Genomic DNA, 13,571 nt, shown 5'->3' on the forward strand with positions numbered 1-13,571 from the left:
CGAAGGGGCAGGAACATTCAACATCAATGCCCATACTTTCTCGATTTAACGGTAACGCTGTTATCAAGCCTGAGATTGCTTAGCCTTCAGATTGCGCGCATACCACGGCCGCTGCGGCACCTTGCGGAACAAATCCTTCAACTTCTTTTCGTCCTCGCCAAAGGTAATGCGCAGCGCCAGCTTCATGGTTTCCGGGTCCATTTCCACTGACTTGCCCGCCTGCAACCCCGGCGTGGTGCTGCAGCCATGGGTGACCGGGCCGAGCCACGGATCATCGATTTCGACCCAGCGCCCCGGCGCAAACCAGGGCACGCCATTGACCTGCAGCCGACTGACCTGCCCCGGGTGGAAGCGCTCATGGGCGCGGAACCAGTCCTCCAGACGATCGTCGATCCAGCCGTGGAAATACCAGAACACCGGGTTCACATGGGAGGAAAACGGGTCGCCGAGGAAGTCGTTTTCCGCGGCGAACCAGCGCGCGGAAAAGTCCGCCGGATCACGGGCAAAGGGCACCGGCTGACCGTTGGACGGATCACGCGGCACCGAAGCCCAGCGCATGTGCAGCCAGTCGTGCAGGCCCAGTTCAACCTCCGAACCGAACTGGCCGAGGGTCAGCGTCGACAGGTAACGCGGATCACGGTAGCGCGATTCCCAGACCTGGAAATTGCTGTGATACGTCTCGCCGGTCTTGATGTCACTGACCCATTGCGAGTATTCATCATCGTCCTCGGCCAGCCAGGTCGGTGGCAGCGCGGTGCCGTCGTGGTTGTCGAAGTATCGGGCAAAGCCGGACCGGTCCCGCGCCAGCTCCGGTTGCGGCAACGGGAAGTGCTTCCAGGACGGCAAGTCCTGCATCGAACGCGCCGTGCCAAGCATGTGCCGGTGCATGAAGAAAAAGTCCACGCCCGACCCGTTGCGATCCTTGCGCACACCTCGGCCATCGCGCTCCCTGTCTCGCGGACCGGGTTGCCAGCCGAGCCCGCGCAGGGCGCCGCGCTGGTCTTCGGACAGCTTGTGCCACTTGTCCCGGGAGGCATGCCAGAGCTGGTGGAACAGACGGTGCTCCGGCGATACCAGCCAGGCCAGCAGGGTCGGATTGAGGACAGTGCGTTCACGTGCTTCAGGGAACACCTGTTTGACGGCAATGAAGCGATTGTCCTGGGCCGTCAGCATCAGCGGACGCTTGAGGTCCAGCACACGCCCGCTGAGACTGCCGCTGCCGGCGTTACCGAAACCGGCCCAGACCTCATCCAGGGTCATTTCGAATTCGTAATCGCAACAGCCGCTGGCTCCCAGCAGTCGCCAACCGAGCTGCTTCGGGTTGGCCCCGGACAGATCGCCGAGCACCCGGTAACGGGGCTCCTCGGCGCAGCGCAAACGCTCGGCAGTGTCGAGGAAACCGACGACGCCACGACCTTTGTGAGCGATGTCGAGAAAGACCTCCAGCCCTTCCAGCGGCAAGCCTTCTAGACCGGCGTCACGACCTTCGAACCGAATCTGCCAGACCCCGCGCAAGGCGTCCGCCAACCGCTGGCCGGCCACGTCCGCCACGTCGAACGAGGCTTCGTCCGGGGTGATCGCAGGGTCCGGCTTGGTCAGTTCGCGATGCCCGTAATAGACCGCAGGCACGGCGGCACCGGTCAGCGCCAGACCCGCGAGGAACCATCGTCGAGAAATCGTCATTGCCCTACCTGTGTCAGCCATGGAGCAGGCTTTATCCAAGCTAGAACGTTTGTTGTGCCGCAGAATTTAAGAGCTTCGCGAGCAAGCCCGCTCCCACATTGGAATGCGGTCACCTGTGGGAGCGGGCTTGCTCGCGAAGAGGCCAGCACAAACAACTAAATTCTCAGCCCGGCCACTCGTTCCCCCCAGATAGCAAAGGCCCCCGCGCCTGATCCCCGACGGCGAACCTGACTGAGACGGCAATGACAAAACCACGTTCGAAAAAGGCTCTTTTCATCGGCTTGCCGCTGGCCCTGGCGATCAGCGCGGGGGCAGGCTTCGGGGCTTGGGACTATTGGTTCAGGGACAATCCCGGCTACCCGGTGAAGGTGATGAAACAGGCCGATCAACTGCAGGAGCGTATCCTCTCGTTCGACAGCCACATCACCATACCGATGGACTTCGGCACCGCCGGCAACGAAGTCGACAAGGACGGCGAAGGCCAGTTCGACCTGGTCAAGACCGGACGCGGGCGCCTGTCCGGGGCGGCGCTGACGATTTTCGGCTGGCCGGAAATCTGGAACGGCCCCAACGCGCCCCATCGCCCGACCGCCGGTTTCGTCGACGAGGCCCGACACGAGCAGGAAACCCGCTACAAGATCATCAGCACGATGGTGCGTGACTTCCCCAATCAAGTCGCCATCGCCTACACCCCCGACGACTTCCGTCGCCTGCACGGCGAAGGCAAGTTCGCGATCTTCATCAGCATGCTCAACGCCTACCCGCTGGGCAATGACCTCAACGCCCTGGACAAGTGGGCGGCGCGAGGCATGCGCATGTTCGGCTTCAGCTACGTGGGCAACAACGCCTGGGCCGACTCGTCGCGGCCGCTGCCGTTCTTCAATGACTCGCGGGACGCCCTCGGCGGGCTGTCGGACATCGGCAAGCAAGCGGTGCAGCGTCTCAACGACCTGGGCGTGATCATCGATGTGTCGCAGATGTCGACCAAGGCCCTGGAGCAAGTCGCGCACCTGAGCCGCACGCCGATGGTCGCCTCGCACTCGGCGCCGCGGGCTCTGGTGGACATCCCGCGCAACCTCAGCGATGCGGAAATGCAGTTGATCAAGAACAGCGGCGGCGTGGTGCAGATTGTCGGTTTCCCGACCTACATCCGCCCGCTGAGCCAGGCCACCCAGGACAAGCTCAACGCCCTGCGCGCGCGCTTCGACCTGCAACCGCTGCAAGGCCTGGAAATGGCGCTGATGCCGGGTGACCCGGTGATCACCGTCTGGCCCGAGCAGCGTTTCGGCGAATACGCCAGCCAGCTCTATTCAATCCTCGACGAAGAACCCAAGGCCAGTCTCAAGGATTACGGCGACGCGATCGATTACGCCGTAAAAAAAATCGGCATAGACCACGTCGGCATCAGTTCCGACTTCAACGATGGCGGCGGCCTCGACGGCTGGAAAGACGTCAGCGAAGCCCGCAACGTGACCGCCGAACTGATCAGCCGCGGCTACAGCGAGGCCGACATCGCCAAACTCTGGGGCGGCAATTTCCTGCGGGTCTGGGACCAGGTGCAAAAGTCCTCCCGGCCCGTGGTCCAGAACTGATTTTTCCTTTTGCCAAAGCGAACCGAACCCATGACCAACCGTCGTTCATTCCTCAAGCAGGCCGGCATTCTGGCGGCCGGCATGCCCTTGGCCTCGGCCTCGGCCGTGAACCTGCCGGCACTGGCCGCTGCCCCGGCGCCCTTGCCCAAGGACAAATGGGACCAGTTGCGCCAGTTGTTCACGCAGGACCCGAACTACCTGCACTTCGCCAATTTCCTGGTGACCTCGCACCCGCGTCAGGTGCGTGAAGCCATCGAGATGCACCGCGCCAACCTCGATCGCAACCCGGGCCTTGCCATGGACTGGCATCGCGGCGAAACCGAACGCCGCGAAGAAGAGGTGCGCGTCTGGGCCGGGCGCTATCTGAAAGCCAAGCCATCGCAGATCGCCCTGACCGGCAGCACCACCGAAGGCCTGGCGATGATCTACGCCGGCATCCACGTGCGCCCGGACCAGGAAATCCTCACCAGCGAACACGAGCACTACGCCGCCAACAGTGTGTTCGAATACCGCACCCAGAAAGACGGCACCCAGGTTCGCAAGATCAGGTTGTTCGAAGACCCGTACAAGGTCTCTACCGCCGAAGTGCTGGCCGCGATTGAACGCAACATTCGCCCCGAGACCCGCGTACTGGGCATGACCTGGGTGCACTCCGGCAGCGGCGTGAAGCTGCCCATCGGCGAGATCGGCAAACTGGTGGAAGAGAAAAACCGTGGCCGCGAGGACAAGGATCGCATCCTCTACGTGATCGATGGCGTCCACGGCTTCGGCGTGGAGAACGTCGACTTCCCGGACATGCACTGCGATTTCTTCATCGCCGGCACCCACAAATGGATGTTCGGCCCACGGGGCACCGGGATCATCTGCGCCCGGTCCGACGAGCTCAAGGACGTGACCCCGACCATCCCGACCTTCTCCGAAGCCACGCAATTTTCCACGGTGATGACCTACGGCGGCTATCACTCGTTCGAACACCGCTGGGCATTGACCGAAGCCTTCAAGCTGCACCTGGATCTGGGCAAGGCCGAAGTCGCGGCACGCATCCATGACATCAACAGCTACCTGAAAAAACGCTTGCAGCAGCACCCGTCGGTGGAGCTGGTCACGCCACTGTCACCGGAGTATTCCGCCGGTTTCACCTTCTTCCGCATCAAGAACCGCGACTGCGAAGAAGTCGCCAATTACCTGATGGATCAGCGCGTGGTGTGCGATGCCGTGGACCGTGATGTCGGGCCGATCATTCGAGTGTCGCCGGGGTTGCTCAATACCCAAGCGCACATCGACAGGTTGATGGAACTGATGGCCAGCCGGCTCTGACCCACCGATTTCAAGAAGCGAGAACCTCTATGAAAAGCCCCCTCAAAAACCTGGGCGCCCTGATGCTGCTGGGATTGCTCGGCAGTACCGTGCCAGGCCTGGCCCAGGCCTATACGGCGCCATTACCGGGCAAAGTCTTCAAGGATTGTCGTGACTGCCCGGAAATGGTCGTGCTGCCCGCCGGCACCTTCACCATGGGTACTCCGGACGACGAAGTCGGCCGCGAGCCTGATGAAGGCCCGATGCATGAGGTGACGTTCGACAAACCGTTCGCCATGAGCCGTTACCAGATCACCGCCGGCGAATGGAACCAATACATGAAGGAAACCGGCATCACCCTGCCCGACGGCGACACCCGCCCCGGCCGCGCGTGCACCAACGGCAAGCCGAGTTACCCCCAAGGCCCCCGCCAGCCGGCGGTGTGCATGAACTTCGCCGAGGTCAGCGCCTACGTCGCCTGGCTGTCGATGAAAACCGGCCAGCACTACCACATCGTCAGCGAAGCCCAGCGCGAGTACGCGGCCCGTGGCGGATCGACGGGAGCGTTCCCCTTCCCGTTCGATCCCGGCACCGAGTACAGCATCGCCACCCACGCCAACACCTACGGCCCGACCGACGGCTACAGCTACAGCTCGCCGGTCGGCAGCTACCCAGCGAATGCCTTTGGCCTGTACGACATGCACGGCAACGTCTACGAGTGGATCGCCGACTGCTACCACCCGGACTATGTCGGCGCACCCACCGACGGCAGCGCCTGGACCGAGCCCGACTGCGACACCCTGCGCATCCGTGGCAACGACTGGGGCGAAGCGCCGGTGTTTTCCCGTTCGGGCAACCGCAACGACATCGACCCGCAGACCCGTGGCGACTGGATTGGATTCCGAGTCGTGCGCAGCCTCTGACCTCCCCTTACCCCGTGTGGGAGCGGGCTTGCTCGCGAAGGCGTCTTGTCAGCCAACATCAACTTTTCTGACCCGCCGCCTTCGCGAGCAAGCCCGCTCCCACAGGTTTTGTGTCGCCCGCCGTTTAAATAAAGCCCTTCATCAGTCGTTCTACTGGGTATCTGCCTTACGACCCAAGGAACTACTTGCCATGACCCAGCCTACCCGAGGCGCCATCGGCGAATTACTGGCCCTGTTGAAACCGTTTCGACTGATCGTTGCCACGTCCATTGTCCTGGGCATGGTCGGCGGCCTGAGCGTCACGGTGCTGCTGGCCACCATCAACAACGCGCTGCATTCGCCGGACGGCCTGACGCAGGGCGTGGTCGCGCTGTTCGGTGGCCTGTGCCTGCTGGCCCTGGGCAGTTCGATCTGCTCGGACATCGGCACCAACTACGTCGGCCAGCACATCATTGCCAAGCTGCGCAAAGAGCTGGGGGAAAAAGTACTCTCGGCGCCCATCGAGCAGATCGAGCGCTACCGCAGCCACCGGTTGATCCCGGTGCTGACCCACGACGTCGACACCATCAGCGACTTCGCCTTCGCCTTCGCGCCGCTCGCCATTTCCCTGACCGTGACCCTCGGCTGCATGGGTTACCTGGCGATGTTGTCGTGGCCGATGTTCCTGATGATGGTGCTGGCGATTGTCATCGGCACCGGCATCCAGTTCTACGCGCAGGGCAAGGGTATCCAGGGTTTCATGGCCGCCCGCGACGCCGAAGACGAATTGCAGAAGCACTACAACGCCATTGCCGGCGGCGCCAAGGAATTGCGCATCCACCGTCCGCGCCGCCAGCGCATGTTCGTCAAGGGCATCCAGGGCACCGCCGATTTCATCTGCGACACCCAGGTACGTTCGATCAACACCTTCGTGATCGCCAAGACCCTCGGCTCGATGCTGTTCTTCGTGGTCATCGGCCTGGCGCTGGCCCTGCAATCGTTCTGGCCCAGCGCCGACAAAGCGGTGATGAGCGGATTCGTGCTGGTGCTGCTGTACATGAAAGGCCCGATCGAGCACCTGGTCAGCACCTTGCCGATCGTCAGCCGGGCGCGCATCGCCTTTCGCCGCATCGCCGAACTGTCGAGCCGGTTTTCCTCGCCGGAACCGCACCTGCTGCTCAACGACCAAGGCACCCCGCCGGCCGTGGTCAACAGCCTGCAACTGAACAACGTCAGCTACGCCTTCCCCGCCGCACCGGGCAGCGACGCGTTTCGCCTGGGCCCGGTGAACCTGACCATCGCGCAAGGCGACATCATTTTCATCGTCGGCGAAAACGGCTGCGGCAAGACCACGCTGATCAAGTTGCTGCTGGGCCTCTACGCCCCGCAACACGGCGAAATCCTGCTCAACGGCCAAGGCATCGACGCACACAATCGAGACGACTATCGCCAGTTGTTCACCACGATCTTTGCCGACTACTACCTGTTCGATGACGTGGTGCAGGGTGACCAGCACATCCCCGAAGATGCCAATACCTACCTGCAACGCCTGGAAATTGCGCACAAGGTCAGCGTCAGGGACGGCAGTTTCACCACCACCGACCTGTCCACCGGCCAGCGCAAGCGCCTGGCGCTGGTCAATGCCTGGCTGGAAGAACGCCCGGTGCTGGTGTTCGACGAATGGGCCGCCGACCAAGACCCGACCTTCCGCCGCATCTTCTACACCGAGCTGCTGCCGGACCTCAAACGCCTGGGCAAGACCATCATCGTCATCTCCCACGACGACCGCTACTTCGACATGGCCGATCAACTGGTGCGCATGGAATCGGGCCGGGTCATCACCGAGCGCACGACCGCCTGAAAGCGGTGATTGCAAGCAGGTTGTTGTTTTTTTGAAGTTTGTTTTCCGGTTTAGGCAAAGTGGCCCGTCTAATAATAATTATCATTAACTAAAAAACTGCACACACACTTCTGGAGCGATTCGAGCAATGCAAAGCCTTACTCTGTCCCGCGCACCCTTGGCATTAGCCATCGATCGGCAAAAGAAATTCCGAACGGTCGTGCCGGGTGCGCTGTTGACCCTGTTGCTGCTGGGCACTTCCCAGGTCGAGGCGGCCCCGGTGAACGTCAACGTGCCGGCCCAGTCGCTGGCCAGTGCATTGCGCGAACTGGGCCAGCAGACCAACCTGCAGATTCTCTACAGCCAGGACATGGTCAACGGCATCAAGTCCACGGCAGTGTCCGGCAACATGGAACCGGAACAGGCACTGAAAACCTTGCTGCTGGGGAGCGGCATCAATTTTCAGTTGAATGGCAACACCGTGTCGCTGGTGCCAGCGGTCGGTGACTCCAGTGCATTGCAACTGGGTGCGACCTCCATCACCGGCGTGGCGTTGGGCCCGACCACCGAAGGCACGCATTCCTACACCAGCGATGAAGTGACCATCGGCAAAGGCAACATCAAGCTCAAGGACATGCCGCAGTCGGTGTCCGTCGTCACGCGCCAGCGCATGGACGACCAGAACATGAACAGCCTGCAGGACGCCATGCGCCAGGTTACCGGCGTGACCATCAAGACCTACAACTCCGGCTCCAGCCTCAACGACGTCTACATGCGCGGCTTCCTCGTCGACCAGGTGCAGGTCGACGGCGTCTCGCAACCCACCGGCCAGGGCGACATGGCCACCAGTTTCGACCTGGCGATGTACGACCGCATCGAAGTGCTGCGCGGTCCGTCGGGCCTGTACCAGGGCGCAGGTGAACCCGGCGGTACGATCAACGTGGTGCGCAAGCGCGCTCTGGGCAAATTCGCCCTCGGTGGCGAACTGGCCGCGGGCTCCTACGACCACTACCGTTCCATGGTCGATGTCACCGGCCCGCTGAACGACCAGGGTACCGTGCGCGGCCGCTTCATCACCGCCTACGAGAACAACCAGTCCTACGTCGACTACGCGCAGAACGAACGCCCGATGGTCTATGGTCGCCTGGAGTTCGACCTCGACCCGGCCACCACCCTGTCGGTCGGTGGCGCTTACCAGAAGAACAACTCGACCCCGGCGTTCGGCTTGCCGGCCTATGCCGATGGCACCTTGCTGGACGTTCCGCGCTCGACCTTCGTCGACGCCAAGTGGAACACCCTGAACGAGAAGGTCTGGGAATCCTTTGCCGAAGTTGATCACGAGCTGGACAACGGCGGGCAGTTCAAGACCACCCTGACCTACCGCGACGCCGAAACCCCGGAGCGTAACTTCACCTGGGCCGACGGCGCGGTCGACCCGGCCACCGGTGACAGCTGGGCCGTGGCCTACGACTACTACACCCACATCAAGACCATCGGCGTCGACAGCTTCGTCACTACGCCCTTCGAGTTCGCCGATCGCCGCCACGAGTTCACCCTGGGTGCCGAGTACCAGCACCTGGACAAGGACTTCACCTACGGCGGCGGTGAGTACTTCCCGATCAACGTGTGGGATCCGGGCAGCATCGACATTCCCCGCAACGACTATGCGCACGTCAACGGCAACTGGTCCAAGTCCGACCAGTACGGTGTCTATACCCGTGCCAAGTTCAACGTCACCGACTGGCTCGATGTCATCGGCGGCAGCCGTGTGACCTGGTACGAAGCCGACGCGAAGAACGCCAACGCCTTCTTCAACAACTTCGGCGAAGCCCACACCAGCATCAACCGCAAGGTCGTGCCGTACGGCGCCCTCATCGGCAAGATCACCCCGGAACTGTCGACCTACTTCAGCTACACCGGCGTGTTCAAACCGCAAAGCGAAATCGGCACGGACGGCGAGCCGGTCGGCCCGCGCAAAGGCAAGCAATACGAGATTGGCCTCAAGCGCGAGTTCTACGACGGTCGCCTGAACGCCAGCATCGCGGCGTTCCGCATCTACGATGAAAACCGCGCCGAATACGACAACAACTCCGGTGCCTACATGACCGAAGGCCGGGCACGCAGCGAAGGTTGGGAAACCGAGCTGAGCGGCAACCTGACCGAGAACTGGAGCATCGTTACCGGTTACGCCTACACCTCCACCAAGTTCCTGGACGGCGACGCGGCCAACAAAGGCAAGACCTTCAACACCATCACGCCCAAGCACAACTTCAATCTGTGGACCAAGTACGAGTTCACCGACGGTCCGCTCAAGGACTTCAGCGTCGGCGGTGGCGTGCGTGCGGTCAGCGACACCTACTACCAGCGTGACGTGAAGTTCGAACAAGGCGGCTATGCCGTCACCTCGGCGCAGGTTGGCTACAAGTTCAACGAAAACCTGTCGTCGACACTGACCGCCAACAACCTGTTCGACCGCAAGTACTACGACCGCGTCGATGCCTCCTGGGGCACCAACTTCTACGGCGACCCGCGCACCGTGACCCTGAGCCTGCGCGCACAGTACTGATTGCCGGCAGCTTATGCCTGTCAGCCGAGGCGCAGAACCTGTGGGAGCGAGCTTGCTCGCGATGACGATTGCACAGTCAACATCATCGTTGACTGACATTGCGCTATCGCGAGCAAGCTCGCTCCCACAGAAGTTGCAGCGGCCAAAGCCTTGCCCGATTCTGTTTTCTGTGGCGTGCATGTGACAACTCGGCGCTCTCTGCCTATCCTGCAAGGCAGTCTTTGCCCCCCTCACAACACACCATTCATGGATCGAAAATGGCGACGCCTGCGGATGCCCCCAACAGTGCCATCAACGAGCAAGGTAGCCGCGCGAAGCTGTCCAGGCCCCTGCCCATCAACCTGCGCGGACTGATTCTTTTCTTCGTCCTGCTGTCGGTCCTGGCGACGCTGTGCAACAGCCTCTATGTCGCTTACCGGGTGCAGCGTCAATCCCTGATCCATACGACGCTTGAGGCCAACGCAGCCTACGCCGCAAAAGTCGCTTCCAGCATCGGTGAGTTCCTGAACTCGGCGCACAGTCGCTTGAACTACAGCGCCAATACACTTGGCCGGCACTGGAACGACCCCGAAGTGCTGCGCAAAGAAGCCATTCGCCTGCAAGCCCAGGATGCCGACTTCAACTCCATTGCCATTGTGGATGCGACAGGCAAAGTCCTGCAGGCCTATCCGGATACCTCGCAGATTGTCGGCGCCACGTTGACGTCGGAGGGCATCCAGCAGGCGCTCAAGGAACGTCGTCCATCGGTCAGCGCAGCTTACGTTTCCGCAGCGGGCAACCTGGTGGTGTTCATTTCACAACCGGTTTTCAACCCGTCAGGGGCGTTCATCGGCGTCGTCGGCGGCTCGGTCTACCTGCTCAAGCAAAGCACCTTTCATACGATCATCAGCCGTCACTTCCATCACGAAGGGACCTTTGCGTTCATCGCCGACGGCAATCGGCGGCTGCTGTATCACCCGGACCAGAAGCGCATCGGTGAGGTCCTGGGCTGGAGCCTGACGGTCGATGCGGCCTTGCGCGGCGAACGTGGCTCCCTGGAAGGCCCGAACTACAAAGGTGTGCCCATGCTCGCCGGTTTTGCCCAGGTGCCGGACGCCAACTGGGCGGTTGTCGCGCAACAACCCCGGGACCTCAGCCTGGCACCGCTGGGACAACTCATGCGCGACATGGTCCTGGGCATGATCCCTGCCGGGCTGTTGGGTCTGGGGCTGATTTTGCTCGGGACCACACTGATCGCCCGCCCGTTGCGCCAGTTGTCGGTAGCCGCCGACCAGTTGGCTGCCCCGCAAACGACCGAGCAACTTCGACAAGTCCATGCCTGGTACCGCGACGCTTCGGCCATTCGCCAGGCCATGCTGACCGGTGTGCAACTGCTCCAGCAAAAGCTTGGCCAGCTCAGCCACGAAGCGCAAAGCGATCCCCTGACCGGCCTGGCCAATCGAAGGGCCATGGGCGGCGTACTGGATCTGCTGGCAAAAACCGGGCAAGCCTATTCGGTGCTGGCGCTGGATATCGATCACTTCAAAAAGGTCAACGACACCTTCGGGCATGACGCTGGTGACGTGGCCCTGAAAGAGGTCGCCGGCATACTCAAGCAGAACTCCCGGACCGGCGACCTCGCCTGCCGCTCCGGTGGTGAAGAGTTCGCGCTGATCCTTCCGGATACGCCGCTGGATACCGCCAGGGTCATTGCAGAACGGATACGCGAGCACATCGCGCAGACCGAGGTGCCGCAGGTTGGAAAGCTGACGATGTCCATCGGCGTGGCTTGCCGGAATGCGGACACCCCGATACCCGAAAGCGTACTGAAACTGGCCGATGAGCGTCTTTATCTGGCCAAGCAGAGCGGGCGCAACCGGGTGATGGCGTAGACGTCGCGTAATGGCCGGGAAAAGCCGGTCGATTCAGGCTGTCACTGCGTGGGTTCTTTTTCTTCGTCCTTCGAACCACTTGAGGTCGCGGCATCCTTCTCCATCGCTTGCGAATCGGCGCCGGAGTTTGAGCCTGCGGCCTCCTCGCCCATCTTGTCGGCCTTCTCGTCTTTGGCTTCAGCGCCTTGAGGCTGGTTGATGCCAGGCACGGCAGCAGGCGGGACAGCGGAACCCGCCGTCGCGTTCTCGGAGACCAGCGCAAAAAAAGAGCCCGTCGACAACAGACCCGCAGCCATGAGTGCGAGCATTTTCCTGTTCATTATTTGGGTCTCCCCGGTGAGGTATAAAACCTTGGAAGACCCGGCATCGTAAAAGGTGCTGTCTCGCTGACGAACGGCGAAGACGCCGGGATCAGGAATCGACCTTGTTGTCGTGCGCGGCGGCCCTGAGTTGCTCGGTATCGACGCGGACAAACGTGGAGTCCCCGACAGCGGTCAGGACATCCCCGGCGAAAACCTCACAGATGACGCGACTTTTGCGTCCGACATCACCCTCGACTTTTGCCCGCAATGTCAGGCGTACGCCCATCGGGGTGGGCTTGAGGTACTTGATGCCCAGGTTACCGGTGACGCAGGTGACGTGGGGCAAGCTGCCCACTTCGCGCTGTTCGGCGCGGTAGTGATAAGCCATCGCGGCCCAGTTGGAGTGGCAATCGACCAGCATCGCGATCAAACCGCCGTAAACCAGCCCCGGCCAACCGCAATACTTGTCATCGGGCATATGCTCGGCCATGACATGCACCCCGTCTTCATGCCAGAAGCTCTTGATGTGCAGCCCGTGCGGGTTCTGGCTGCCGCAGCCATAACAAACGCCTTCAGGCGCGGCGATGTCTTGAAGCGAAATGTCCTGCGTGGTCATGGCGTGTTCATCCTGAGTAGCTGCTGGTTCAAAGCGGACCCGGTCGCCCCAGCCCGCACCGCGTGATCAATATTGGCAGAAGCGAATCCGATTGCCGAACGGGTCGTAGACCTGCAACTCCTTGCCCCAGCCCTGCTGAACAATATCCGGGCGTCCGTAGCCGTAGCGCTTGCCCTGCAATTCGTCCCTGAGCAGTTCGATGTTTTGCATCGGCACAAACACCGTCGAGCCCGGGCTGGCATCGCCGTGATGTTCGGAAAGGTGCAGTTGCAACCCGTCGCGACTGATGCCCAGGTACAGCGGCAGATCAGCCTCGAAACGGTGCTCGAACTCGACGCTGAAACCCAGGAAATCCAGATAGAACTCCCGGGCCTTGGCTTCGTCGAAACTGCGCAAAATGGGGATGGGTTTATCGAAGGTAATGCTCGGCGCTGGCGGGGTATCGGCCTGGGCCAGCATCGCCGACGCGGTGTTCCAGTCCTTGTAGCCCAGCTGCTGCGCGACCAGTTCCAGCGCGGTGGAATGGGTCACCGCCTGATTGCGTTCCTCCAGCGAGGCGCGCAACTGTTTGGCCATTTGCTTGGCTTGCTCGATTGAAAACATGTCTGCTCCTGTAGCCGAGATGCTTTGGTGCTCGCATTGCCAAACCTCGACCGTCAAGAGAGGCGACAGGGTTTGCATGAGGCGCAGATGCTTTCACCTTTCCCAGCGGGAGCGAGCGGCGGGCAGCATCGGGCCGATGTCGATAATACATAGCGGCTGCCGAGTTATGAAGTGGGCTTCATATGTGTCGCATAGTCATCCCGTATCGGCTGGAACCCGCAGCGCAGGTAAAAGGCAGCGCCCTCGGGTGTGTCCGTGGACAGTCGCACAAAGCGCAAATGCCCGGCTCATGGGCTTGAA

The 13,571-nt window shown here is 61.7% G+C and carries 10 protein-coding genes and 1 pseudogene; 6 read left to right on the forward strand and 5 right to left on the reverse strand.

The annotated features are described in order from the left end of the window. Nucleotides 1-63: 63 nt before the first annotated feature. Nucleotides 64-1,683, reverse strand: a complete 1,620-nt coding sequence (gene pvdP, locus KSS91_RS19810) for a pyoverdine maturation tyrosinase PvdP (RefSeq protein ID WP_217835869.1) — start codon at nucleotides 1,681-1,683, stop codon at nucleotides 64-66. Nucleotides 1,684-1,925: 242 nt separating this feature from the next. On the opposite strand from pvdP, the gene pvdM reads away from it, so the two are divergent. The 6 genes from pvdM (at nucleotide 1,926) to KSS91_RS19840 (ending at nucleotide 11,750) form a co-directional block, all read left to right on the forward strand. Further along, nucleotides 1,926-3,275, forward strand: coding sequence for a pyoverdine-tailoring dipeptidase-like protein PvdM (pvdM, locus tag KSS91_RS19815; RefSeq protein WP_102674348.1), 1,350 nt, complete (start codon nucleotides 1,926-1,928; stop codon nucleotides 3,273-3,275). Between the two features lie 30 nt (nucleotides 3,276-3,305). Beyond that, nucleotides 3,306-4,592: a pyoverdine-tailoring periplasmic protein PvdN gene (gene pvdN, locus KSS91_RS19820; RefSeq protein WP_217835870.1), complete on the forward strand. Its 1,287-nt coding sequence runs from the start codon at nucleotides 3,306-3,308 to the stop codon at nucleotides 4,590-4,592. A gap of 29 nt (nucleotides 4,593-4,621) precedes the next feature. After that, complete coding sequence (pvdO, locus tag KSS91_RS19825; RefSeq protein ID WP_217835871.1) at nucleotides 4,622-5,494, forward strand: dihydropyoverdine dehydrogenase; 873 nt, start codon at nucleotides 4,622-4,624, stop codon at nucleotides 5,492-5,494. A 190-nt stretch (nucleotides 5,495-5,684) separates the two neighbouring features. Beyond that, nucleotides 5,685-7,334: a cyclic peptide export ABC transporter gene (locus KSS91_RS19830; RefSeq protein ID WP_217835872.1), complete on the forward strand. Its 1,650-nt coding sequence runs from the start codon at nucleotides 5,685-5,687 to the stop codon at nucleotides 7,332-7,334. Nucleotides 7,335-7,461: 127 nt separating this feature from the next. After that, nucleotides 7,462-9,879: a TonB-dependent siderophore receptor gene (locus tag KSS91_RS19835; RefSeq protein WP_217835873.1), complete on the forward strand. Its 2,418-nt coding sequence runs from the start codon at nucleotides 7,462-7,464 to the stop codon at nucleotides 9,877-9,879. A 257-nt stretch (nucleotides 9,880-10,136) separates the two neighbouring features. Continuing rightward, the gene (locus KSS91_RS19840) at nucleotides 10,137-11,750 is read left to right on the forward strand and encodes a diguanylate cyclase (protein ID WP_217835874.1); all 1,614 of its coding nucleotides are present in this window, start codon (nucleotides 10,137-10,139) and stop codon (nucleotides 11,748-11,750) included. A gap of 41 nt (nucleotides 11,751-11,791) precedes the next feature. Here the strand turns inward: KSS91_RS19840 and KSS91_RS19845 are convergent, their stop codons facing one another. From KSS91_RS19845 to KSS91_RS28330, 4 genes and pseudogenes are all read right to left on the reverse strand, one after another. Beyond that, entirely contained in the window at nucleotides 11,792-12,070 is a 279-nt protein-coding gene (locus KSS91_RS19845) for a hypothetical protein (RefSeq protein ID WP_217835875.1), read from the reverse strand. A gap of 91 nt (nucleotides 12,071-12,161) precedes the next feature. After that, a complete protein-coding gene (locus tag KSS91_RS19850; protein ID WP_217835876.1) occupies nucleotides 12,162-12,668 on the reverse strand; it encodes a PaaI family thioesterase in 507 nt (168 codons plus the stop codon). A 66-nt stretch (nucleotides 12,669-12,734) separates the two neighbouring features. After that, entirely contained in the window at nucleotides 12,735-13,271 is a 537-nt protein-coding gene (locus KSS91_RS19855) for a glyoxalase superfamily protein (protein ID WP_217835877.1), read from the reverse strand. Nucleotides 13,272-13,435: 164 nt separating this feature from the next. Beyond that, nucleotides 13,436-13,543, reverse strand: a pseudogene (locus tag KSS91_RS28330) (GNAT family N-acetyltransferase); the annotation flags it as partial. Between the last annotated feature and the right edge of the window lie 28 nt (nucleotides 13,544-13,571).

Origin of the sequence: Pseudomonas azerbaijanorientalis, assembly GCF_019139795.1 — a bacterium.
GTDB classification, from domain to species: Bacteria; Pseudomonadota; Gammaproteobacteria; order Pseudomonadales; family Pseudomonadaceae; genus Aquipseudomonas; species Aquipseudomonas laurylsulfatiphila.